Source organism: Streptomyces sp. NPDC006687 (assembly GCF_040636215.1).
Lineage (GTDB): Bacteria > Actinomycetota > Actinomycetes > Streptomycetales > Streptomycetaceae > Streptomyces.
This window is the reverse complement of record NZ_JBEYJJ010000013.1, coordinates 1-22,860: the sequence shown is the minus strand read 5'-3', so window position 1 is coordinate 22,860 and position 22,860 is coordinate 1. Positions and strand designations below refer to the sequence as shown.

At 73.1% G+C, this 22,860-nt stretch carries 23 protein-coding genes; 13 read left to right on the top strand and 10 right to left on the bottom strand.

Annotated features, from left to right (window positions below; genetic code table 11):
• Window positions 1-47 precede the first annotated feature (47 nt).
• From ABZ716_RS17770 to ABZ716_RS17750, 5 genes are all read right to left on the bottom strand, one after another.
• Window positions 48-1,124, bottom strand: coding sequence for an aspartate-semialdehyde dehydrogenase (locus tag ABZ716_RS17770; RefSeq protein ID WP_358809542.1), 1,077 nt, complete (start codon window positions 1,122-1,124; stop codon window positions 48-50).
• Window positions 1,121-2,401 (bottom strand): aspartate kinase, encoded by a 1,281-nt coding sequence (locus tag ABZ716_RS17765; protein ID WP_358809543.1) that lies wholly within the window; start codon window positions 2,399-2,401, stop codon window positions 1,121-1,123. The genes ABZ716_RS17770 and ABZ716_RS17765 overlap by 4 nt, the downstream gene beginning before the upstream one ends.
• 89 nt (window positions 2,402-2,490) lie before the next feature.
• Window positions 2,491-3,138: a DUF5063 domain-containing protein gene (locus ABZ716_RS17760; protein WP_351887386.1), complete on the bottom strand. Its 648-nt coding sequence runs from the start codon at window positions 3,136-3,138 to the stop codon at window positions 2,491-2,493.
• Window positions 3,131-3,730, bottom strand: a complete 600-nt coding sequence (gene recR, locus ABZ716_RS17755) for a recombination mediator RecR (RefSeq protein ID WP_351887389.1) — start codon at window positions 3,728-3,730, stop codon at window positions 3,131-3,133. The genes ABZ716_RS17760 and recR overlap by 8 nt, the downstream gene beginning before the upstream one ends.
• A gap of 80 nt (window positions 3,731-3,810) precedes the next feature.
• Complete coding sequence (locus ABZ716_RS17750; protein ID WP_358809544.1) at window positions 3,811-4,158, bottom strand: YbaB/EbfC family nucleoid-associated protein; 348 nt, start codon at window positions 4,156-4,158, stop codon at window positions 3,811-3,813.
• 278 nt (window positions 4,159-4,436) lie between these two features.
• On the opposite strand from ABZ716_RS17750, the gene ABZ716_RS17745 reads away from it, so the two are divergent.
• On the top strand, window positions 4,437-5,162 hold the full coding sequence (locus ABZ716_RS17745; RefSeq protein ID WP_358809545.1) for an SLATT domain-containing protein: 726 nt from the start codon (window positions 4,437-4,439) through the stop codon (window positions 5,160-5,162).
• Between the two features lie 10 nt (window positions 5,163-5,172).
• Here the strand turns inward: ABZ716_RS17745 and ABZ716_RS17740 are convergent, their stop codons facing one another.
• The 3 genes from ABZ716_RS17740 to ABZ716_RS17730 form a co-directional block, all read right to left on the bottom strand.
• Window positions 5,173-5,823, bottom strand: a complete 651-nt coding sequence (locus tag ABZ716_RS17740) for a hypothetical protein (RefSeq protein WP_358809546.1) — start codon at window positions 5,821-5,823, stop codon at window positions 5,173-5,175.
• Between the two features lie 111 nt (window positions 5,824-5,934).
• Window positions 5,935-6,612: a GntR family transcriptional regulator gene (locus ABZ716_RS17735; protein ID WP_358959887.1), complete on the bottom strand. Its 678-nt coding sequence runs from the start codon at window positions 6,610-6,612 to the stop codon at window positions 5,935-5,937.
• Between the two features lie 107 nt (window positions 6,613-6,719).
• Entirely contained in the window at window positions 6,720-8,072 is a 1,353-nt protein-coding gene (locus tag ABZ716_RS17730) for an aspartate aminotransferase family protein (protein WP_358809548.1), read from the bottom strand.
• Between the two features lie 169 nt (window positions 8,073-8,241).
• Here ABZ716_RS17730 and ABZ716_RS17725 point away from each other — a divergent pair, with 169 nt between their 5' ends.
• The 4 genes from ABZ716_RS17725 (at window position 8,242) to ABZ716_RS17710 (ending at window position 12,031) form a co-directional block, all read left to right on the top strand.
• Complete coding sequence (locus ABZ716_RS17725) at window positions 8,242-8,883, top strand: DJ-1/PfpI family protein (RefSeq protein ID WP_358959884.1); 642 nt, start codon at window positions 8,242-8,244, stop codon at window positions 8,881-8,883.
• Window positions 8,876-9,433, top strand: a complete 558-nt coding sequence (locus ABZ716_RS17720) for a MarR family transcriptional regulator (RefSeq protein WP_358959882.1) — start codon at window positions 8,876-8,878, stop codon at window positions 9,431-9,433. The genes ABZ716_RS17725 and ABZ716_RS17720 overlap by 8 nt, the downstream gene beginning before the upstream one ends.
• Window positions 9,434-9,622: 189 nt before the next feature.
• Window positions 9,623-11,299: a serine/threonine-protein kinase gene (locus ABZ716_RS17715; protein ID WP_358959879.1), complete on the top strand. Its 1,677-nt coding sequence runs from the start codon at window positions 9,623-9,625 to the stop codon at window positions 11,297-11,299.
• A gap of 105 nt (window positions 11,300-11,404) precedes the next feature.
• A complete protein-coding gene (locus ABZ716_RS17710; protein ID WP_358809552.1) occupies window positions 11,405-12,031 on the top strand; it encodes a LysE family translocator in 627 nt (208 codons plus the stop codon).
• Between the two features lie 33 nt (window positions 12,032-12,064).
• Here the strand turns inward: ABZ716_RS17710 and ABZ716_RS17705 are convergent, their stop codons facing one another.
• The gene (locus tag ABZ716_RS17705) at window positions 12,065-12,541 is read right to left on the bottom strand and encodes a diadenosine tetraphosphate hydrolase (RefSeq protein ID WP_358960052.1); all 477 of its coding nucleotides are present in this window, start codon (window positions 12,539-12,541) and stop codon (window positions 12,065-12,067) included.
• 253 nt (window positions 12,542-12,794) lie between these two features.
• Here ABZ716_RS17705 and ABZ716_RS17700 point away from each other — a divergent pair, with 253 nt between their 5' ends.
• The 7 genes from ABZ716_RS17700 (at window position 12,795) to ABZ716_RS17670 (ending at window position 20,360) form a co-directional block, all read left to right on the top strand.
• A complete protein-coding gene (locus ABZ716_RS17700) occupies window positions 12,795-13,838 on the top strand; it encodes an alpha/beta hydrolase (protein WP_358959876.1) in 1,044 nt (347 codons plus the stop codon).
• On the top strand, window positions 13,831-15,060 hold the full coding sequence (locus tag ABZ716_RS17695; protein WP_358959873.1) for an acyltransferase: 1,230 nt from the start codon (window positions 13,831-13,833) through the stop codon (window positions 15,058-15,060). The genes ABZ716_RS17700 and ABZ716_RS17695 overlap by 8 nt, the downstream gene beginning before the upstream one ends.
• Window positions 15,061-15,070: 10 nt before the next feature.
• Window positions 15,071-16,390 (top strand): sensor histidine kinase, encoded by a 1,320-nt coding sequence (locus ABZ716_RS17690; RefSeq protein WP_358959870.1) that lies wholly within the window; start codon window positions 15,071-15,073, stop codon window positions 16,388-16,390.
• Window positions 16,390-17,061 (top strand): response regulator transcription factor, encoded by a 672-nt coding sequence (locus ABZ716_RS17685; RefSeq protein ID WP_358809556.1) that lies wholly within the window; start codon window positions 16,390-16,392, stop codon window positions 17,059-17,061. The genes ABZ716_RS17690 and ABZ716_RS17685 overlap by 1 nt, the downstream gene beginning before the upstream one ends.
• 87 nt (window positions 17,062-17,148) lie before the next feature.
• Window positions 17,149-18,477 carry a histidine kinase gene (locus tag ABZ716_RS17680; RefSeq protein ID WP_358959867.1) on the top strand — a complete coding sequence of 443 codons (1,329 nt, stop codon included), beginning with the start codon at window positions 17,149-17,151 and terminating at the stop codon, window positions 18,475-18,477.
• Window positions 18,474-19,133, top strand: a complete 660-nt coding sequence (locus ABZ716_RS17675) for a response regulator transcription factor (RefSeq protein ID WP_358959865.1) — start codon at window positions 18,474-18,476, stop codon at window positions 19,131-19,133. The genes ABZ716_RS17680 and ABZ716_RS17675 overlap by 4 nt, the downstream gene beginning before the upstream one ends.
• A 9-nt stretch (window positions 19,134-19,142) precedes the next feature.
• Complete coding sequence (locus tag ABZ716_RS17670; RefSeq protein WP_358959862.1) at window positions 19,143-20,360, top strand: cytochrome P450; 1,218 nt, start codon at window positions 19,143-19,145, stop codon at window positions 20,358-20,360.
• A gap of 82 nt (window positions 20,361-20,442) precedes the next feature.
• Here ABZ716_RS17670 and ABZ716_RS17665 read toward each other — a convergent pair whose 3' ends face one another.
• Window positions 20,443-21,282, bottom strand: a complete 840-nt coding sequence (locus ABZ716_RS17665) for a diacylglycerol kinase family protein (protein WP_358960050.1) — start codon at window positions 21,280-21,282, stop codon at window positions 20,443-20,445.
• Between the two features lie 184 nt (window positions 21,283-21,466).
• Between ABZ716_RS17665 and ABZ716_RS17660 the strand changes: the two genes are divergently transcribed.
• Window positions 21,467-22,750, top strand: coding sequence for an adenylosuccinate synthase (locus ABZ716_RS17660; RefSeq protein ID WP_358809560.1), 1,284 nt, complete (start codon window positions 21,467-21,469; stop codon window positions 22,748-22,750).
• Window positions 22,751-22,860: the final 110 nt, after the last annotated feature.

Here is a 22,860-nt window from a genome sequence, read left to right as displayed (position 1 = left end):
GGGCCATCACCTTGATCAAGGGATCGATGCCGATCCTACAAAGCGGATTACGCGAATTCACCCGCGATCAGTTCCGAGATCTGAGCGGCATTGAGGGCCGCGCCCTTGCGGAGATTGTCCGCGCAGACGAAGAACTCCAGGGCCCTGGGGTCGTCAAGCGAGCCCCTCAGCCGGCCCACCCAGGCCGGGTCCGTCCCGGCGGCGTCGGCCGGCGTGGGCCACTCCCCCGCCGCCGGATCGTCGACGAGGACCACCCCGGGGGCCGCCTCCAGGATCTCCCGGGCGTGCGCGGCGGCCACCTCCCGCTCGAAGCGGGCGCGCACGGTCAGGGAGTGCCCGGTGACCACGGGGACCTGGACGCAGGTCACGGAGACGGGCAGGGCCGCCAGCCCCAGGATCCGCCGGGTCTCCGCCCGTACGGCCAGCTCGTGCGAGGACCAGCCGTCGGCGCGCAGCTCCCCGGACCAGGGCACGACGTTCAGCGCGAGCGGCGCCGCGAACGGCCCGGTGTCCTCGCCCACGGCGCGGCGCACATCCCCGGGCTGCTCGCCCAGCGGGCTCCCGGCGACCAGCGACAGCTGGCGGCGCAGTGCCTCCGCCCCGGCCCGCCCGGCCCGGCTGGCGGCCTGGTACGAGGAGACGGCGAGCTCCGCCAGCCCGTACTCGGCGTGCAGCGCGCCCAGGGCGGCGATCATCGCGGCGGTCACGCAGTCGGGGCCCGCGACGATCCCCCGCGGGCGGTTCCGTACGGCGTGCGCGTTGACCTCGGGCACCACCAGCGGCACCTCGGGGTCCTCCCGGAAGGCGGCGGACTGGTCCACCGCGACGGCCCCCCGCGCGGTGACGACGGGGACCCAGCGGGCCGAGACCTCGGCCGGGGTGAGGAAGAGCACGACATCGCCGGTCCCGAGGCCCTCGAAGGCGTCCTCGGTGAGGGCGAGCACCTCGGTCTCCTCGCCGCGCACGGCCAGCACACGGCCGGCCGAGCGAGGGGAGGCGATCAGGCGTATGGCGCCCCAGACGTCCGCCCGCTGGGACAGGATCTGGAGCAGGATCGATCCGACCGCCCCGGTCGCCCCGACCACGGCGAGCGCCGGGGCCGGGGCCGACCGGTGCGGACTCATCGTCCGGTGCCTCCGTAGACGACCGCCTCGTCGGTGTCGGAGTCGAGGCCGAAGGCCGTGTGGACGGCGATGACGGCCGCGTTGACGTCGTCCTGGCGGGTCACCACCGAGATGCGGATCTCGGAGGTGGAGATCAGCTCGATGTTGACGCCCGCGTCGGACAGCGCCTGGAAGAAGGAGGCGGTGACGCCCGGGTTGGTCTTCATCCCCGCGCCGACCAGGGAGATCTTGCCGATCTGGTCGTCGTAGCGCAGGGAGTCGAAGCCGATCTGCCCCTTCGCCTTCTCCAGGGCGTCGATGGCCTTGTGGCCCTCGGCCTTGGGGAGGGTGAAGGAGATGTCCGTCAGACCGGTCGAGGCCGCCGACACGTTCTGGACGATCATGTCGATGTTGATCTCGGCATCCGCGATGGCGCGGAAGATGGCCGCGGCCTCGCCCGGCTTGTCCGGGACGCCGACGACAGTGATCTTGGCTTCGGAGACGTCGTGGGCGACTCCGGAGATGATGGCGTGCTCCACCTGCTCGTCCCCTTGCGACTCGGGCTTTTCGTTGCTGACCCAGGTACCCGGCAGTCCGGAGAAGGACGAACGGACGTGGATCGGAATGTTGTAGCGGCGCGCGTACTCCACGCAGCGGTGCAGCAGCACCTTGGAACCGGAAGCGGCGAGCTCCAGCATGTCCTCGGAGGAGATCCAGTCGATCTTCCGGGCCTTCTTCACGACGCGGGGGTCCGCGGTGAAGACGCCGTCGACATCGGTGTAGATCTCGCAGACCTCGGCGTCCAGCGCGGCGGCGAGCGCCACGGCGGTGGTGTCCGAGCCGCCGCGGCCGAGGGTGGTGATGTCCTTGGAGTCCGCGGACACGCCCTGGAAGCCGGCGACGATGGCGATGTTGCCCTCGTCCAGCGCGGTGCGGATACGGCCCGGCGTCACATCGATGATGCGCGCTTTGTTGTGGACCGAGTCGGTGATCACGCCTGCCTGGCTGCCGGTGAACGACTGGGCCTCGTGGCCCAGGTTCTTGATCGCCATGGCCAGCAGGGCCATGGAGATCCGCTCTCCGGCGGTCAGGAGCATGTCGAACTCACGCCCCGCAGGCATCGGCGATACCTGCTCGGCGAGATCGATCAGCTCGTCCGTCGTGTCGCCCATCGCGGAAACCACGACGACCACCTGGTGGCCGTTCTTCTTGGCATCCACGATCCGCTTGGCGACGCGCTTGATGCCCTCGGCATCGGCTACGGAGGAGCCTCCGTACTTCTGCACGACAAGGCCCACGTGCGCTCCTCGCTCGGTCCGTCTCATTGCGGGTGCAGTCTAACGAGCGGCCGCGATGCGACCGCCTCGTACCACATCATGAGATGGGATTATTTACGGCCGAGCCTACCGAGTTCCTGCTCCATGACCTGCCCCGCCTGCTCCACGAGGTCCTCCTCGGCGAGGTCCTCGTCCGTGTCCAGACCGTCGAGGGCCGCGAGCGGCTGGTCGAGGCGGACGTGCGAGATCAGCGACTGGAGGGCGCGCAGGGTGGCCGAGGCGGTCGGCCCCCAGTTGGTGAAGTACGAGAACTGCCACCACCACAGCGCCTCCGTGACCCGGCCCGCGTCATGGTGGATCAGCCCGTGCCGCAGGTCCGCGACCACGTCCGCCAGGTCGTCGGAGATCCGGTGCGCGACGGGGGCCTTGCGCGGCTCGTACGGGTCGAAGACCTCGGAGTAGACGTCGACCGGCTCCAGCATCACGGCGAAGCGCTCGCGCAGGTCGTCCACGTCCGGCTCCGGGCCCAGGTCGGGCTCGTAGCGCTCCTCGGGCAGGACGTCCTGGTACGCGCCCAGCCGGCCGCCCGCCAGCAGCAGCTGGGACACCTCCAGGAGCAGGAAGGGCACGGCGCTGTCCGGGTCCTCGCCCTTGGCCACCTCGGTGACCGCGACGAGGAAGGACTGGATCTGATCCGCGATCGAGGCGGCGAAGTCGTCCGGATCCTGTCCCAGGGCGTGCAGCGTTGCGTCAGACATCGAGAAGTCGCCTTCCTTCAAAGGCCCGCCCGAGCGTGACCTCGTCCGCGTACTCCAGGTCTCCCCCGACGGGGAGCCCGCTGGCCAGGCGGGTGACCTTCAGGCCCATGGGCTTGATCATGCGGGCGAGGTAGGTCGCGGTCGCCTCGCCCTCCAGGTTCGGGTCGGTCGCGAGGATCAGCTCGGTGACCGTCCCGTCCGCGAGGCGCGCCAGCAGCTCGCGGATGCGCAGGTCGTCGGGGCCCACGCCCTCGATCGGGCTGATCGCGCCGCCCAGGACGTGGTACTTGCCCCGGAACTCGCGGGTCCGCTCGATCGCGACGACGTCCTTCGGCTCCTCCACCACACAGATGACCGTGGTGTCGCGGCGCGGATCGCGGCAGATGCCGCACCGCTCCTCCTGCGCCACGTTCCCGCAGACCGCGCAGAACCGGACCTTCTCCTTGACCTCCAGCAGCGCGTGCGCGAGGCGGCGGACGTCGGTGGGCTCGGCCTGCAGGATGTGGAAGGCGATCCGCTGCGCGCTCTTGGGCCCGACGCCGGGCAGCCTGCCCAGCTCGTCGATCAGGTCCTGGACCACGCCTTCGTACAACGGAGTGCCTTCTTTCGGTTCTGGTGCTGTGTTCTACAGGGAACGGGGGCCGGGCGGGAAGGGGTCGGAAGGGGTAGGGGCTAGAAGGGCAGGCCGGGAATGCCGCTGCCGCCGCCGCCCAGGCCCTGCGCCAGCGGGCCCAGCTTCTGCTGCTGGAGCGCCTGCGCGTTCTCGTTGGCCGCCTGGACCGCCGCGACCACCAGGTCGGCGAGGGTCTCGGTGTCCTCCGGGTCCACGGCCTTCGGGTCGATGACCAGGGCCCGCAGCTCACCGGAACCGGTGACCGTCGCCTTCACCAGGCCACCGCCGGCCTGGCCCTCGACCTCGGTCCGGGCCAGTTCCTCCTGGGCCGTGGCGAGGTCACGCTGCATCTTCTGGGCCTGCTGGAGCAGCTGCTGCATGTTGGGCTGGCCACCACCGGGAATCACGGGTACACACTCCATCTGCCGCTTCGGCCCTGTGCGGGCCTCGGAAACGCTCGGTCACTGACGAGCCTACGTGCTCCCCGCGCACCGCGCCCTACGCCGGGAGGACCAACTCTTTCGAGTGAGACAGGGGGCGCGCGCGTCCCTGCTGGAGACCTCCGTGCGGGCGGAAAACCGGGGATTCGCCGCCCATCGCGTGTCATTCGAAGGTAGGAAGAGCATGCGCACCATTGCGCACACGCGCACCACGACACGTCAGTGCAGGCAGAGGGAGTGCCCGGGTGAGTCAGCCGGAGATGCAGCCCGAGGGGCCACCCCGGGATCCCGCAGAGGACGGCGACCTGACCGGGCGGCCGTTCCCCCTCGGCGACTGGGGCGAGCCCGCCGAGCGGCTCGACGAGCTCTACCGCCGGGTGGAGGCCGACGCGCTGCGCACCGCCGAGTGGTACCTGTCGGACCGGGCCTGGAAGCGGCGGGGCGCCCGGACCCTGCGGGTGGGCGCGGCCGTGGGCGCCGTCACGGGTGCGGCGATGCCGCTGCTGGAGCTGACCGGCTCGGCTCCCGGCGTGACCCCGTACGGCTATCTCTCGCTGCTGCTGGCCGCCGCCTGCCTGGCGTGCGACCGGTTCTTCGGGCTGACCTCGGGCTGGATGCGGGACGTGGCGACGGCGCAGGCGGTGCAGCGCAGGCTCCAGACGCTCCAGTTCGACTGGGCGTCGGAGAACGTGCGCGAGGTGCTCGGGCCGACGGAGGGCACGGCGAGCGAGGCCGCCGAGCGCTGTCTGACGGTGCTGCGGCGGTTCTCCGAGGACGTCATGGAACTGGTGCGCTCCGAGACGGCCGACTGGATGGTGGAGTTCCGGGCCGGGCCGACGCCGCTGGCCATGCAGTCCCTGGCCGCCGCCCCGGCCCGCCCGGACCCCGGTGTGCCCCAGGCCCGCTTCCCCCTCCCGCCGGGAACCCGGCCGAACATGCCCCGCCAGCGGCCTCCGGAGCAGCCCCGCTGAGGAGGCCGCCTCAGCTAAAGATGATCATGGAGCCTTGGCCCAGGCTCCGGGTGGCGGCCGCGTGGAGGCCCAGCCATACGTGCCGCTCCCGCGCGAAGGGGCTCGCGTCGTACGGCATCGGTCCCGCGGGCTCCTCCACCGCCGTCGGGCCGCCCGGCGGGGCCGGTGCGGCGGGCGGGTTCATCGGGTCTATCCCGATCGCGGGGGCTACGAAGGCCAGCTCCCGCAGCAGCCCCTGCGCCGACCCCAGCGGACCGCCTCCGCCCAGCAGCTCCTCGTTGGCCAGCGGCGCGGGGAAGTCCACCGGGACGTAGGCGCCGGCATGGTCGTAGTGCCACACCAGGTGCGACTGCTGGGCGGTGGACTCGAACATCTCCAGCAGCTGCTCGTAGTCCCCGCCGAGCTCGTCCACCGGCGTCACCGGCAGCCCGCAGACCTGGAGCAGGTACGCCCGCCGCAGGAAGTGCAGGGCGTCGTAGTCGAAACCGGCCACCGGGGCCACGTCCCCGCTCAGGCCCGGCATGTAGGCGAACACGGGCACCGAGGGCAGACCCGCCTCGCCCAGTGCCTTGTCATACGCGGCGATCTCCTCCGCGAAGGGGTTGTCGGGGCTGTGGCACAGCACGTCGACAAGAGGGACCAGCCACAGGTCACAGGCCACGCGGGCTCCGATCAGTCGTTGCCGCCGATCCCGCCAGCGTAATGCGCCGGACACGCTCCGCGAAGGGGTGCGCAGAACCTGGTGCGACGGGCTGCGTGCGGGCGCCCGGCCTCAGAGGGTCGCGGCCCAGTCCAGCCCGTGCTGGTTGTACGCGCGCACGATGCGGCGTACCGCCTCGGCGTCGGCCAGCGTCACGGCGTCGACCAGCTCGCCGTGCCCGTCCCACAGCGCGGCCCCCGGCTCGGGCATCCCCTGGAGGTGCGGCACGGAGAAGACCCAGCACTGCACGCGGATCCGGTGCAGGAACTCGGTGATGTACGTGTTGCCGGCCAGCCCGCTGAGCTCCCGCCAGAACCTCAGGTCGTAGCCGATCAGCACTTCGAGCGAACCGCTGCGCGCGGCCCGCCGCGCCTCCTCCGCGCGGCGGCGCACGGACACCAGGAGCTCGGCGGAGCCGGGGGCGGTGCCGCACTCGACGAGCCGGCGGAAGATCCCGTCGAGTATCAGCATCCGGGCCTCGATCATGCCCCGGTAGTCGTCGACCGAGAAGACGCGCACCCGGAAGCCCCGGTGCTGGACCGATTCCAGCAGGCCCTGCGCGGCGAGGTCCACCAGCGCCTCGCGCACCGGGGTCGCGGAGACCTCGTACTGCTCGGCGATCTGCTTGACGGTGAACTCGGTGCCCGGGGGCAGCCGGCCCGCGAGCACCTCGTCACGCAGCGCGTCCGCGATCTGCTGCCGGAGGGTGCTGCGGGTGACACCTCCGCCGCTGCCGCTGCTGCCTGACATAGGGGTCCGTCTCCTCGATAGATGTCGGACACCTTAGGCCAGGCAGCGCGGCCGAAACCGATCGATGCACTTCCGCTATGCGGAGGTACCGACCGTTATGCGGACGATCACACCCCTGTCGTGTGCCGGTCGGCGACCGTCAGGGCCTCGTCCAGGAGGGCCAGGCCCTCCTTGGCCTCGGCCTCCGTGACGGTGCACGGGGGGACGACGTGCGTCCGGTTCATGTTGACGAACGGCCACAGGCCGGATGCCTTGCAGGCCGCCGCGAACTCGGCCATGGGCACGTTGTCGGCGCCCGAGGCGTTGTAGGGGACGAGGGGCTCCCGCGTCTCCTTGTCCTTCACGAGCTCCACCGCCCAGAAGGTGCCCAGCCCCCGCACCTCGCCGACCGACGGGTGGCGGTCGGCGATCTCGGCGAGTCCGGGGCCGATCACCTCGGCGCCGATCCGGGCGGCGTGGTCGACGATGCCCTCCTCCTCCATCGCGTTGAGGGTGGCGACGGCGGCGGCGCAGGCCAGCGGGTGGCCGGAGTACGTCAGTCCGCCCGGGTAGGGGCGGGTGGCGAAGGTCTCGGCGATGGCGCCGGAGATGGCGACGCCGCCGAGCGGCACGTAACCGCTGTTCACGCCCTTGGCAAAGGTGATCAGGTCCGGGGTGACGTCCCAGTGGTCGGCGGCGAACCACTTGCCGGTGCGGCCGAAGCCGGACATGACCTCGTCGAGGATGAAGACGATGCCGTAGCGGTCGCAGAGTTCGCGGACGCCCGCGAGGTAGCCGGGGGGCGGGGTCATGATCCCGGCGGTGCCGGGCACCGACTCCAGGATGACCGCCGCGACGGACTGCGGGCCCTCGAAGGCGAGGGTGTCGGCGAGGTGCGCGAGGGCGCGCTCGCACTCCTCGGCCTCGGTGGTGGCGTGGAAGGGCGAGCGGTAGAGGAACGGGCCCCAGAAGTGGACGACACCGGCGGAGGCGGTGTCGGAGGGCCAGCGGCGCGGGTCGCCGGTCAGGTTGATCGCGGCGGCGGTGGCGCCGTGGTACGAGCGGTAGGCGGACAGCACCTTCTGGCGGCCGGTGTGCAGCCGGGCCATGCGGACGGCGTTCTCCACGGCCTCGGCGCCGCCGTTGGTGAAGAAGATCTTGTCCAGGTCGCCGGGGGTGCGCTCGGCGATGAGGCGTGCGGCCTCGGAGCGGACGTCGACGGCGAAACCGGGTGCGAGGGTGCAGAGCCGGGCGGCCTGCTCCTGCACGGCCGCGACCACCTTGGGGTGCTGGTGGCCGATGTTGGTGTTGACCAGCTGGGAGGAGAAGTCGAGGAAACGGTTCCCGTCGTAGTCCCAGAAGTACGAGCCCTCGGCGCCGGCGACGGCCAGCGGGTCGATCAGGGCCTGGGCGGACCACGAGTGGAAGACGTGAGCGCGGTCGGCGGCCTTGACGGACGCGCCGGTGACATGAGGGGTCATGGCGTCACGCTAGAAGTGCGCAGGTGGGGAGGGATATCGGCGGACTGTATGGGGGTGGGGGGCCGCCCTCGGCAGTCTGTCTGCCCCTTCTGGCGTGGACAGCATGCTGTCAAGGGTGGCAGCGTGGTGGTGTCCCTCTCCTGCCATCCGCCCACCCCGGAGGCGTCCCATGAGCGGTACTCCCGGCGCTCCCGCCGCCCGACCCGTCCACCTCGCGGTCTACGACACCTACGCGGACTGGGAGACCGGCCACACCACCGCGCACCTCACCCAGCGCGGCCACCGCGTCCGCACGGTCGGCCCCGCGGCCGGACTGCCCGTGACCACCATGGGCGGCGTCCGGATCCAGCCCGACCTGGCCCTGGCCGAGCTGCGCCCCGAGGACTCCTCGCTGCTGATCCTCACGGGCGCGCGGCTGTGGGACACCGGAAGCGAGCTGGACGCCTTCGCCGCCAAGGCCGCCGAGTTCCTGGCGGCCGGGGTGCCCGTGGCGGCCATCTGCGGAGCCACGGCGGGCCTCGCGCGCCAGGGCCTGCTGGACGACCGCCCGCACACCAGCGCGGCCGCCGCCTACCTCGCCGCGCAGCCGGGGTACGCGGGCGCCGCGCACTACGTGGAGGCCGACGCGGTCACCTCGGGAGACCTGATCACGGCGGGCCCGACGGAGCCGGTGGCCTTCGCCCGGGAGGTCTTCGCCCGGCTGGGGGTGTACAAGCCGGACGTACTGGACGCGTGGTACCGGCTGTTCCACGACTCCGACGCGCGTGCGTTCCCGGTGCTGATGGCGGCGGCCGAAGCCGGCGATGCCTGAGCCGGTGGGGCGGGGGGTTGCGGGCGACGGCGCGGCGCAGGGGGCGCGTGGGGCGCAGGCGGTGCGCGGGGCGCAGGAGTTGTGTGGGGCGCAGGAGTTGCTCAGCCGGACCGCGCTGGGGGTGTTCCAGCTGAACGGCCAGTTCCTGGCCGTCTCCGAGGAACTGGCCCGTCCGGCCGGGCTGACGGCCGCGCGGTGGCAGGTGCTGGGCGCGGTGCTGAGCGAGCCGCTGCCCGTCGCGGGGATCGCCCGCCGGATGGGCATCACCCGGCAGAGCGTGCAGCGCGTGGCGGACCTGCTGGTGGCCAAGGGCCTCGCCGAGTACGTACCCAACCCCGCCCACCGCCGCGCGAAACTGCTCCGGCCGACGGAGGAGGGCCGCGCCGCGATCGCCCGCATCGACCCGGGGCACGCACAACTCGCCACCCGCCTGACAGCCCTCCTGGGCGAGCCCGCCTTCGCCGAAACGGCCGCGGCACTGGAACGGCTCTCGGCGGCGCTGGCGACGCTGAGGGGACCGGAAGCGGAATCGGGGACCTTGGGCGGCTGACGCCGCGTTGAGTCGGCGGGGTGCGGGGCCGGGGGCCGTTGACGGAGCTTCCGGAGGCCGCGAAGGAGGGCGCAGGGGCCACACCACCCCCGGGAGGTTACCTGGGTACCGGAGTCCTCCCCCCGGGTGCCGCGCCAGGGCTACGCTCGGGCCGTCCGGCAGGCTCAGGGGGAAGGGATCCACCCGGCGATGGAGCAGCTGCACCCGTCCGACCCGCACCGCATCGGCCCGTACCGCCTGCTGTCCCGGCTCGGGGCCGGCGGCATGGGGCAGGTCTACCTCGCCCGCTCCGACCGGGGCCGCACCGTCGCGGTCAAGCTCGTCCATCCCGGCCTCGCCGCCCACGAGGAGTTCCGCTCCCGGTTCCGCCAGGAGGTCGCCGCCGCCCGGCGCGTCGGCGGCGCCTGGACCGCCCCCGTCCTCGACGCCGACACCGAGGCGGCCGTCCCCTGGTTCGCCACCGGTTACGTCGCCGGGCCCAGCCTGCACCAGGTGGTGGCCGGCGATTTCGGGCCCCTGCCGGCCCGCACCGTGAGGATCCTGGCCGCCGGGCTGGCGCACGCCCTCCGCGACATCCACCGCGCCGGGCTCATCCACCGCGACCTGAAGCCCTCCAACGTCCTGCTCACCCTGGACGGCCCCCGCGTCATCGACTTCGGCATCGCCCGCCCCCTGCTGGACCCCACCGGCGGCATGACCCGCACCGGGGAGATCGTCGGATCGCCCGGCTTCATGGCCCCGGAGCAGGTGCGCGGCGAGATGGTCACCCCGGCCTGCGACGTGTTCTGCCTCGGCGCCGTCCTGGCGTACGCGGCCACCGGACGCCTGCCCTTCGGTGACTCGGGGCAGGCCGGCGGGACCGCGGGGCTGCTGCTGCGCATCGCCGAAGCGGAACCCGCGCTGGACGGCGTACCGGGCGAGCTGCGGGAGCTCGTCGCGGAGTGTCTGCACAAGGATCCCGCCGCCCGCCCGGACCCGGCGGCCGTCCTGGCGCGGATCGGGGCGGGGGGCACGGTGGCGGACGGGCGGGCTCTGGAACCGTGGCTTCCGGCACCGCTCGTGGCGCAGCTCGGGCGGCACGCCGTGCGTCTCCTCGACCGCGAGGACACCGGCCCGCACGAGGCCCCCGCCCCCGGCCCCGGCCCGGCGCCCGCCGCTCCGGACGCCGTCGCCGCCACGCTGGCCGCACCCCGCTTCGGTCCGCCGCCGGGCCACCAGCCGCCGCCCGGGTACCCGACGCCCGGCTACCCGTCGCCGCCGCCCGGGTACCTGACGCCGCAGTTCGCCTGGCCCGCTCCCGGGTCCGCGCCGGCCCCCGCGCCCCGGCCGGCCGCCGGGTCGACGGCCTTCCTCGTCTCGATAGCGCTGGTCGTGGCGATCGCGGCCGGAGGCACCGTGTACGCGGTCATGAACTCCGGCCGGACGTCCCCGCCCCCCGGCCGGGCCCAGTCCTCCGGCGCGTCCTCGGCCGGCGCGGGCGGCTCCGGGTCCGCTTCCGCTTCCGCTTCCGCTTCCGGCGGGCAGGGAAGCGGAGACAAAGCGCCGGGCACGCTCCCCGCCGGCTACGCCGGCAGCTGGCGCGCCACCTCCGGCTCCGCCAGCTGGCACCTCGTCCTCACCCCGGGCGCGGTGGGCGATTCCGTCATGACCCTGAGCGTCGAGGACCCCGGCTACTCCTGTTCCTGGCGGGCCACCCTGCGCAGCGCCCCCGACCCCGTGGAGCTGGGTGCCTCCACCCTCGTCTCCGGCGCCCCGCCCACCTGCACCCCCGGCGGCTGGAGCCGGCTGCGCCTGCTGCCCGACGGCAGCCTCCGCCGCGAGCTGGACGGGTCGGCCAGCGCCCCTCTCACGTATGACCGGGACTAGCCGGCCGGGACGGGTCGACCGGCGCTGGACAGGGCGCCGTGTCCCGCTGGAGGGTGACGGGTACGCCACAGGTCCCGCGGCGGGCCCGGTGGCAGACTGGGCCGCGTGCTCACGCAACTCGCAGCGGCGACCGGGGTCCTGGCCCTGCTGACCCTCGTGCCCGGCCCGGACATGGCCGTCGTGACCCGGCGGGCCGTCTCGCGGGGACGGGCCGACGGGCTGCGCACCGTCGGCGGGATCGCCGCCGGGCTGCTGCTCTGGGGCACCCTCACCGTGGCCGGGCTGGCGGCGCTGCTCGCCGCCTCGGCGCAGGTGTACCTCGTGGTCAAGCTGGCGGGTGCGGCGTACCTGTGCTTCCTCGGCGTGCAGTCGCTGCGCCGACCGGGGGCGGGGGCACCGGCGGAGGGGGAGGGCCCGGGCGGCGGGCGTGGTGACCGGGGTGGTGCCTGGCGGACCGGGCTCGTCAGCAATGCCCTCAACCCGAAGATCGCCGTGTTCTACACGGGTCTGCTGCCCACGCTCGCGCCGCCGGGACTGCGCCCGGCGGCGGGGATGGCGCTGCTGGTCCTGGTCCACGTCCTGCTGACCCTGGCCTGGCTGAGCACGTACGTCTACGTGTTGTCGCGCGCCCGGCGCTTCTTCGCCCGGCCGCGCGTCCGCCGGACGATGGACCGGGTGACGGGCGTGGTCCTGATCGGCTTCGGGGTGCGGGTGGCGACCTCGGCGTCGTAGCCGGGGTCGTCCTGAGGTATCACCGTCAACCGATCAACCGGTGAGCTGGTCCAGCTCGTGCGTGATGGCGGCGCGTATCGCGTCGTGGCGGGGGGCCAGGGCGTGGCGGTCGCCGCGCCAGCACTCCTCGTCGGTGTAGCGCCAGACCGGCATCCGGACCAGGTGTTCGGGCTCCCAGTCGTAGCGGGGCCAGATGTGGGCGTGGAGGTACGGGTCGGTGTTGCCCAGGATCTCGATGTTCACGCGGCGGAACGCCGGGTCCAGGCGCGCGCAGGCACGCTCGACGGCCTCGGCGAGCCGCTCCAGGTCGGTGAGGTAGGCGGTGCGGCGGGTCGGCGGGAGGTCCGAGAGGCGGGTCACGGCGGGGTCGTCGGCCAGCAGGACGGAGTATCCGGGGAGGAACTGCCGGTCCCCGATCGCGGCGAAGCCGGCGCCGAGGCGGCGCAGGACGGTGGGGTTCTGGCCCCGGTGGGCGCTGCCGATGCGGTCGTGCCGCCAGTCGTTTTCGATCATTGACGGACCCTAGCCGAGCGGTTGTCCGGGGCTGCCGGGCGGCGGGCCAGGGCGATGGGGCGGCGGGCCGGGGCGACGGGGCGGCTCGCCGACAGGCTGGTCGGCTGGCTCTCAGGTAGGGGATGTCATACCTGAGAGCCATCTCCGAAGGCCGCTCCGTAGCGGGACGCCGACCAGGGGTGCGGATTCCTACCTTCGATACCGGAGCGGGCGAGTGCCCGACGGGGAGCGAAGCACGGGGGGCACCGCCATGACCGGAAATTCCACCATCACGAGGGGCAGCGGCAACCACAACGGCACCGGCACCGGCACCGGCACCGGCGGCAGTGGGAGCGGGAGCAGCGGCGGGAGCCATGGCCGGCGGGGCCGGCTCCGGCGCACGCTGCTGGCCGGGCTCGTCGCGACGGCCGTGGTCGTCCCCGTGTCCGCCGCCGCCTCCCCCCAGGTCCCGGCGCCCGCGCCGGCGGTGCTCGACGCCTCCGCCGGACCACAGGAGCGCTATGCCGCCAACCTCGCCAATCTCACCGCGTCGGCCCGGACCGCCGAGGAGGCGGGCCGGAGCGGGCGCGCGGCGAAGCTACGGGAGATGGCGGCGGCGGGGGCGGCGGGAGCCCAGTTCCTCTCCTTCGACGGGCGCGGCAGAGGCCGGGCCGTCGAGGTGTTCGGCGATCTGAGCACCGCCGACCGGATAGCGGTGCTGGTACCCGGCTCCGATACGACCCTCGACACCTACCAGCGCTTTCGCGACGGGGCGATCAGCCTCCAGCGGCGGCTGGGGGAACAGCACCCGCACTCCGCGGTGGTCGCCTGGCTCGGGTACGACACCCCGGGCACCGTCAGCACCACCGTGCTGACCGCCGACCGGGCCGACCGGGCCGCCGCCGAACTGGGGCCGTTCCTGGACCGGTTGCGGGGGCTCGCCCCGGCCGGGGCGCGGATATCACTGCTCTGCCACTCGTACGGCTCCGTGGTCTGTGCCCGCACGGCCACCGGCCCCGGGGTGACGGACATGGCCCTGTTCGGCAGCCCGGGCACGGGGGCGGACTCCGCCGCCGCACTGCCGACCCACGCCCGGGTGTGGGCCGGCCGGGGCAGCGAGGACTGGATCGGGGGTGTGCCCCATGTCCGGCTCGGCGGAGTCGGGTTCGGGACCGACCCGGTGGATCCGGCCTTTGGCGCCCGGGTGTTCGCCGCGGGCACCGCCGGGCACAGCGACTACCTCAAGCCGGGCACCGCCTCCCTCGACAGCCTGGCCCGCATCGTCCTCGGCGCTACGGAGGTTCCGCATGCTTGAGGTACAGGGCCGCTGGGCCGCGCTCGCGGACCGCGTCGACCGGGCGACCCCGGCCGGGCGGGACCGGGGCGTGGACGCCCTGAGGGCCTTCGCGATACTCGGCGTGGTGCTCGGGCACTGGCTGGTCACCGCCCTGACGGCGGGCGACGGCGCCCTGAGCGGTACGAGTCCGCTGAAGCAGATGCCCTGGCTTGCGCCGGTGACCTGGGTGTTCCAGACGCTGGCCGTGTTCTTCCTGGTCGGCGGACATATGGCGGCCCAGGGGTACGCCTCGGCGCGGGCGCGCGGGGTCCCGTACGGGGCGTGGGTCGGGCAGAGGCTGGGCCGGCTGTTCCGTCCCGTGGCGGCGGTGGTCGCGCTGTGGGCGGTCGTGGCGGGCGGGCTGCTGCTGGGCGGGGCCGGGTGGGACACCGTGCTGACCCTGCTCAAGCTCGTGTGGTCCCCGCTGTGGTTCCTGCTGGTGTTCTCGGCGCTCACCGCCTCGACCCCGCTGGTGGCCCGGCTCAGCCCGGTATGGCCGCTGGCCGTGGTGGCGGGGGTCGATGCCTGGCGGTTCGGCTTCGGCGGCCCGCAGGGGGCCGGCTGGGTCAACGTGGCCGCCGGCTGGCTCGTCCCTTACACGCTGGGGGCCGCCTGGGCCCGGGGTGCGTTCACGCGGCGGCGTCCGGCCCTGTTCCTGCTGGGCGGGGGTGCGGCGGCCACCGTCGCGCTGGTCCTCTGGGGCGGGTACCCGGCCTCCATGGTGGGGGTGCCGGGTTCGGCGATATCGAACCTGAACCCGCCGACGCTGGCCGCCGTCGCGTTCGGTCTGGCCCAGTGCGGGCTGGCCCTGTGGGTGCGCGAGCCGCTGGCCCGGGCGATGCGCCGGCCCCGGACCTGGGCGAAGGTGGCGCTGCTGAACCTTTCGGCGATGACGGTGTTCCTGTGGCACCAGACCTCGATGATGGCGGTCACCGCCCTCGGGCTGCTGGTCTCCGCCGATCTGCCCGGGCTGCACACGGAGCCCGACTCGGTGGTGTGGATCGCCGCCCGGCTGCTGTGGCTGCCGGTGTTCGCGGTTGTCCTGGCCGTCTGCTGGGCGGCGTTCCGTGTCCACGAGCAGCCCCCGCCCCGGCCCCGGGCGGCCGGTCGTACGGCCTCCGGCGCGGTCCGTCACCTGGAAGACGCCCGGGGCACCGGCAGCGGACGGGCTGAGTCCCCGGCGGTGATCTTGCGTGCCTAGGGTGGGCGGCGTGACCAAGAAGAGCGAGCCCGCGGTCCCGGTTCCGGCCCCCGAGCGGGACGGCGCCGCCCCGAGGGGTGTGGTCCGGCAGCTGTTCACCTTCGGGCGGGATCCGCTGCCGCCGATGAAGCGGCCCCGCTGGCTGGCCCGGCTGCCGCACGCGCTGGTCGGGTACGCGGCCGTCTTCTTCGGGTTCATGACGCCCGTTCAGCTCCAGGACCACTACGACGTGCACGATCCGAGCATCGTCGTCCTCGCCCTCCTCACCGGCTTCTCCATCGTGGCCGCCCTCTTCCGGCCCCTCGCCGCGTGGTGGCTCGGCCTGCTGACCGCCGGGTTCGTCGCCGTGACGATCCGCGGCACGGTCGGACCGGGGCAGACCTGGCCCTGGACGCCGATGGGGCCGTTCGCCTTCGCGCCCCTGATCCTGCTCGTGGCGCTGCGCGTACCGCCGAAGGTGACGGCCCTGGTCATCGGGATCACTCTGGCCTGCACCGGCGTGGCCGAGGCGTTCTTCAGGCCCGAGCACAGCCGGAGCGGCTCGATGGGGGCGCTGCTGGTGTTCGGCTTCGCCGGGCTCCTCGGGTACGCGCTGCGGGCGACGCGGCTGGCCCGCAGCCAGCTCGTCGCGCAGGAGAACCTGACGGAGGAGGAGCGGGCCCGGCGGACGGTGCTGGAGGAGCGCAGCCGGATCGCCCGCGAGCTGCACGACGTGGTCGCCCACCACATGTCGGTGATCTCCATCCAGGCGCAGGTCGCCCCGCATCTGGTCGAGAACCCGTCCGAGGAGCTGAAGGAGAACCTGGCGGGCATCCGGGAGAACGCCCTGGAGGCCCTGACGGAACTGCGCCGGGTGCTCGGCGTGCTGCGCTCCGAGCATCCCGGCGACCCGGCCGCCCCCCACCATCCCCAGCCGACCCTCGCCGAGCTGGACGGGCTGGTGGACAACGTGCGCGGCGCCGGACTGGAGGTCACCACCGAGGTGGCCGGTGTCCGGCGGGCGCTGACCCCGGGCGTCGAGCTCACCGCGTACCGGATCGTGCAGGAGGCGCTGAGCAACTGCCTTCGGCACGCCCCCGGTTCCCGGGTGGAGGTCGGCATCGCGTACGGGCCGCGCGAACTGCACCTGTGCGTGGCGAACTCGGCCCCGACCCGGCCGGCCCCGCCCTCGCCGGGCGCCGGGCACGGGCTGCTCGGGATGCGCGAACGGGCGGGCATGCTGGGGGGCGAACTGGCCGCCGGCCCCCGCCCCGGCGGCGGGTACGAGGTGCGCGCCGTCCTTCCCATGGACCCGCCCGGCCGGTCCCCCTCCGAGACGAAGAAGGACTGATGAGCACTCCGATCCGGGTGATGATCGCCGATGACCAGATGATGGTCCGGCAGGGGTTCACCGTGCTGCTGAACGCCCAGCCCGACATCGAGGTGGTCGGCCAGGCCGTCGACGGGGCCGATGCCGTGGCGAAGGTCGCGGAACTGGGGCCGGATGTGGTCCTGATGGACATCCGCATGCCCGGGATGGGCGGCATCGAGGCCACCTCCGTCATCTCGGGGACGCCGGACTGCGCCGCGAAGGTGCTAGTACTCACCACCTTCGACCTGGACGAGTACGTGTACGAGGCGCTGCGCGCCGGTGCCTCCGGGTTCCTGCTCAAGGACGCCTCGGCCGATCAGCTGGCCGAGGCGGTGCGGGTGGTGGCCGCCGGCGAGGCGCTGCTGTCGCCGAACATCACCAAGCGGCTGATCACCGAGTTCTCGCGGCTGGGAGCCCCGCGCGCGCCGTCCAGGGCACGGCTGAAGGATCTGACGGAACGGGAGACGGAGGTGCTGTCGCTGATCGCGCAGGGGCTGTCCAACGCGGAGATCGCGGAGCATCTGGTGCTGGCGGAGCAGACGGTGAAGACGCATGTGGGCCGGATCCTGGTGAAGCTGGGCCTGCGGGACCGGACGCAGGCGGCGGTGTTCGCGTACGAGACGGGGCTGATCCGTCCGACGGGCTACTGAGGGGCCCGTGTAGTACCTGAGAGGGACCCCCGGATATCCCCTTCAGCGGCGACGCGGACGAACCAGGCCGCGGCCTACCGTGAGGACATGACCGAGACGACCACCGGGGCGACCCCCCGGCCTCCCGAACTGCGGCTGGCTACAGGCTTGATCGAGAGCCTGCGGGACGACCTGCTCACCGATGCCTTCGCCTACCGTCCGCTCGCCCCGATGCGGACGGACGGCCGACTGCCCCGGCTACTGCCGCGGCGGATACGGCCGAAGGCGGCCTTCCTGCCGCACGCGGCGGTGGCAGCGGTGGCGTTCTTCGTCTTCCTGCTCGGCAACACCGCCCACTTCAACGGGATGCCCCCGGTGCAGGCCCTGGTGATCGGCGTGCTGGCGGCGACGCCGGTGCTGATGACCCTGGTGCGACCGGTGGGGGCGTTCTGGGCGTCCCTGGCGGCCACCGCGGTGCTCGCCGTGCTCCACGACCAGATCATGGTCTGGCCGTGGGCTCCGGCCACCTTCATGGGCCATCTCGCCGTCATGGCTTTCGTGGCGATGCGGACCCGGCCCCGGGTCGCCGGGTGGATGTGGGTCATCACGCTGGTGTTCGGGACGGCCCTGCCGGTCCTCGTCGGCTCGGCGGGCTCGGTGCAGCCGGCGCCGATGGCGGTCGCCTCGGCGGTGGCGCTGCTGGCGGTGACCGTGCGCAACACCCGCCGGGAGGCGAAGCAGGAGGTCACCGCACAGCAGGAGGTGACGGCCGTCGAGCGGGACCGGCGGACCTTGCTGGAGGAGCGGACGACCATCGCGCGCGAGCTCCATGACGTGGTCGCCCACCACATGTCGGTGGTGGCGATCCAGGCGGAGGCTGCCCCGTACCGGGTGAAGAATCCGCCGCCGGAGCTGGAGGCGGCCTTCGCGACCATCCGGGAGAACGCGGTGGCGGCGCTGACGGAGCTGCGCCGGGTGCTGGGCGTGGTCCGCTCCGCCGACTACGAGGCGCCCGAGGCGCCGCAGCCGACGCTGGCGTCCCTGGAGGGGCTGCTGGCCAATGTGCGGGAGGCGGGGCTGAGGGTGGAGAAGACGGTCACGGGGGCGGTGCGCGAGCTGCCGCAGGGCGTGGAGCTGTCGGCGTACCGGATCGTGCAGGAGGCGCTGAGCAACAGCCTGCGGCACTCCCCGGGGGCGGAGGCCGGGGTGGAGATCTCGTACGTCCTGGGCGGGTTGGGGATACGGGTGGTCAACGGCCCGGCGGTCGGTGATGTGCGGCCCTCGCCGGGCGCCGGGCACGGGATCACCGGGATGCGCGAGCGGGTCGCCATGCTGGAGGGGGAGATGACGGCGGGGGAGAGGGCCGGCGGCGGGTACGAGGTGGCCGTGTTCATACCGGTGCGCAGCCGGCCGGTGGCCGAGGAGGCGCCGGCATGACCATCAGGGTGCTGATCGTCGACGACCAGATGATGGTCCGCGAGGGTTTCTCCGTCCTGCTGAACGCGATGGAGGGCATCGAGGTCGTCGGCGAGGCGGTCGACGGGCGGCAGGCCCTCGCGCAGGTGGCTGCGCTGCGGCCGGACGTAGTGCTGATGGACATCCGGATGCCGGAGATGAACGGGCTGGAGGCCACGCGGCACATCGTGGCGGCCGACACGGACGCGAAGGTGCTGGTCCTGACGACCTTCGACCTCGACGAGTACGTGTACCAGGCGCTGCGGGCGGGGGCGTCGGGGTTCCTGCTGAAGGACGCCTCCGCCCGGCAGCTGGCCGAGGGGGTGCGGGTGGTGGCCGCCGGGGAGGCGCTGCTGGCCCCTTCGGTGACGAAGCGGCTGATCGTGGAGTTCTCGAAGCTGGCGGAGGTGAACCGCACCCGCGACCCGGCGGGCATAGGGGAGTTGACGGAGCGGGAGACGGAGGTGCTGGTACTGATCGCGCAGGGGCTGTCCAACGCGGAGATGGCCGACCGCCTGCTGGTCGCGGAGTCCACGGTCAAGACCCATGTGAGCCGCATCCTGGTGAAACTGGGGCTGCGGGACCGGACGCAGGCGGCGGTGTACGCCTACGAGACACGGCTGGTGACGCCCGCTTAGGGTGCAGGGATGGGTTTTGATCCGTGGGATGCCGGCTTCGTCGCCGATCCGTACCCCGCCTACCGGGAGTTGCGGGAACGGGGGCGGGCCGAGTGGTCGCCGGCGACCGGGCAGTGGCTGGTGTCGCACTACGCCGATGTGAGCGCGCTGCTGCGGGACCGGCGGCTGGGGCGGACGTACCTGCACCGCTTCAGCCACGAGGAGTTCGGGCGCGATGCCCCGCCGGCGGAGCACGAGCCGTTCCATGTGCTCAACGGCAACGGCCTGCTGGATCTGGAGGATCCCGCGCACGGGCGGGTGCGGCGGCTGGTGTCGAAGGCGTTCACCCCGCGTACGGTCGAGCGGCTCGCGCCCGCCGTGGAGCGGCTGGCGCGGGAGCTGGTGGCCGGGCTGCTGGCCGACGGGGGCGGGGACCTGCTCACCGCCGTCGCCGAACCGCTGCCGGTCGCGGTGATCGCGGAGCTGCTGGGGATCCCGGAGGCGGACCGGGGGCTGCTGCGGCCCTGGTCGTCGGCCATCTGCGGCATGTTCGAGCTCCGGCCGGACGCGGAGACCGTGCGCAGGGCGGTGGCCGCCAGTGTGGAGTTCAGCGCCTACCTGCGGGAGCTGATCGCCGAGCGGCGCCGCAGCCCCGGCTCGGATCTGATCTCGGCCATGATCGCCGCCCACGACGAGGGAGGCCGGCTCAGCGAGCAGGAGATGATCTCCACCTGTGTCCTCCTGCTGAACGCCGGGCACGAGGCGACGGTCAACACCACCGTCAACGGCTGGTGGGCCCTCTTCCGCAATCCGGAGCAGCTCGCCGGGCTGCGCGCGCTCCCCGGATCTCCCGGTCCCGAAAAGTTGTCCACAACTGTGGATGAACTTCTGCGCTACGACACACCCCTCCAGATGTTCGAGCGCTGGGTCCTCGACGACATCGAACTGGGGGACACGCTCATCCCGCGCGGCGCCGAGATCGCCCTGCTCTTCGGATCCGCCAACCGGGACCCCGCCCGCTTCACGGACCCGGACACGCTGGACCTCGCACGGGCCGACAACCCGCACCTGTCCTTCGGCGCCGGCATCCACTACTGCCTGGGCGCCCCGCTGGCCCGCCTGGAGCTGGCCTCCTCCTTCGCGGCGCTGCTGGACGAGAAGGTCCCGCCCCTGCGGCTCGTGCGGGAGCCGCGGTGGCAGGACGGCTACGTCATCCGGGGCCTGCGGGAGCTGCTCGTCGAGTTCTGAGCGGCAGCCACAGCAAGACCACGGCCAGGCCCTCGCAAGGCCACGGCCAGGCCACGGCGAAGGCGGCGGGCCGTCAGGGCCGTCAGGTCCGGGGGAGGGTCAGGGACCAGGCGGCCGGGTGGCGGGTCCAGGTGCGGCGGCGGGCCGGGGCGCCGGCCGGGGCATGGTCGGCGCGGTAGGCGAAGTCCGCCCCGGGCCCGGTCACGGACACCGTCACCGCCTCCCCACAGCCCGAAAGCGGCGCCCCGCCCGCGAGCCGGACCACCACCCGCGCCGGCCCGCCGTCCTCCCAGGTCCGCACCGCCACGTCCTCCACCAGCCGGTCCTCGTCCACCAGCACCACCCCGTCGACCTCCACCCGCAGCCGCTGCACCGGCCCGCCCCCGCCCGGCGCCGCCGCCGGAGCCGGCAGCAGGGTCCGCAGCAGCGACCGGTACCCCCCGGCCCGCCGCAGCGACGGCACGAGCGGCGCGGCGATCCGCAGCCCGCCCAGCACCACCCCGCCGCAGTCGTCCACCAGCAGGTCACGCGGCCGTGTCACCCCGTCCAGCGCCGCCCGCGCCGCGAAGACCGGAGACAGCGGCACCCCCAGGGAACGCGCCAGCGCCAACGAGCCCACGGGCCCCACCGGCACCAGCGCCACCGCCCCCTCCGCCGACGAGGACGCCGCCCCCGGTTCCCGGTGCAGCAGCCCCACGGCCCGCACCAGGGCGCCGTCGTCCCCCACCACCACCAGCCTCCGATGCCCCCGGCGGGCCAGCGCCCGCGCGAATTCCTCCCGCGAGTCCGGAAGGCAGATTTTCGCCGCGGCCCCGGCTGACAACACATCCTTCGCGATGCGCACGGACTCGCCGTCAAGACGGCGGGCGACCGGGTCGACGAGCACGAGCAGACCGCCTACCGGCGCGCCCGCATGGCTCATGGTGGGCTCTGGAGCCGACACCTCGGTCCTTCCTCGGGTAGCATCTTTGTGCAAGAGGCCCTTGCGCTATTGCGCCAGGGCCTTCGTCTATTCCGGGGTACCGGTCCGACGGCTCAGCCTGCGGTGTACATCGTCGTACGCCCCCTGACCTTGGACATGCCCCATCCGGAAGAGGTGTACGCCTGTGCCCGCTCTTGTGCTGCTCGGAGCTCAGTGGGGTGACGAGGGCAAGGGAAAGGCCACCGACCTGCTCGGTGGATCCGTTGACTATGTGGTGCGCTACCAGGGCGGCAACAACGCCGGCCACACGGTCGTCGTAGGCGACCAGAAGTACGCGCTGCACCTTCTCCCCTCCGGCATCCTCTCCCCCGGATGCACCCCGGTCATCGGCAACGGTGTCGTCGTCGACCCGGCCGTCCTGCTCTCCGAGCTGCGCGGCCTGAACGAGCGCGGCATCGACACCTCCAAGCTGCTCATCAGCGGCAACGCGCACCTGATCACGCCGTACAACGTCACCCTCGACAAGGTCGGCGAGCGTTTCCTCGGCAAGCGCAAGATCGGTACGACCGGCCGCGGCATCGGCCCGACCTACGCGGACAAGATCAACCGCGTCGGCATCCGCGTCCAGGACCTGTACGACGAGTCGATCCTCACCCAGAAGGTCGAGGCGGCGCTGGAGAACAAGAACCAGCTGCTCGCCAAGCTCTACAACCGCCGCGCGATCGAGGTCGGCGCGATCGTGGAGGAGATGCTCCAGTACGCGGAGCAGATCAAGCCCTACGTCGCCGACACCACCCTGATCCTCAACAACGCGCTGGACGAGGACAAGGTCGTGCTCTTCGAGGGCGGCCAGGGCACCCTGCTCGACGTCGACCACGGGACGTACCCCTTCGTCACCTCCTCGAACCCGACCGCCGGCGGCGCCTGCACCGGCACCGGCGTGGGCCCGACGAAGATCAGCCGCGTCATCGGCATCCTCAAGGCGTACACGACCCGCGTCGGCGCCGGCCCGTTCCCGACCGAGCTGTTCGACGAGGACGGCGAGGCGCTGCGCCGCATCGGCGGCGAGCGCGGCGTGACCACCGGCCGCGACCGCCGCTGCGGCTGGTTCGACGCCCCGATCGCCCGCTACGCGACCCGCGTCAACGGCCTGACGGACTTCTTCCTCACCAAGCTCGACGTGCTGACCGGCTGGGAGGAGATCCCGGTCTGCGTCGCGTACGAGATCGACGGCAAGCGCGTCGAGGAGCTGCCCTACTCGCAGACCGACTTCCACCACGCGAAGCCGATCTACGAAACCCTGCCGGGCTGGTCCGAGGACATCACCAAGGCCAAGACCTTCGCCGACCTGCCGAAGAACGCGCAGAACTACGTGAAGGCGCTGGAGGAGATGTCGGGCGCCCCGATCTCCGCGATCGGTGTCGGCCCCGGCCGCACCGAGACGATCGAGATCAACTCCTTCCTGTAGGAGGCAGCGGCACAGCACTGAGGGGCGGGGGGGGGGGGGGGGGGGGGGCCCCCCCCCCCCCCCCCCCCCCCCCCCCCCCGCCCCCCCCCCCCCCCCCCACACCCCAAAAA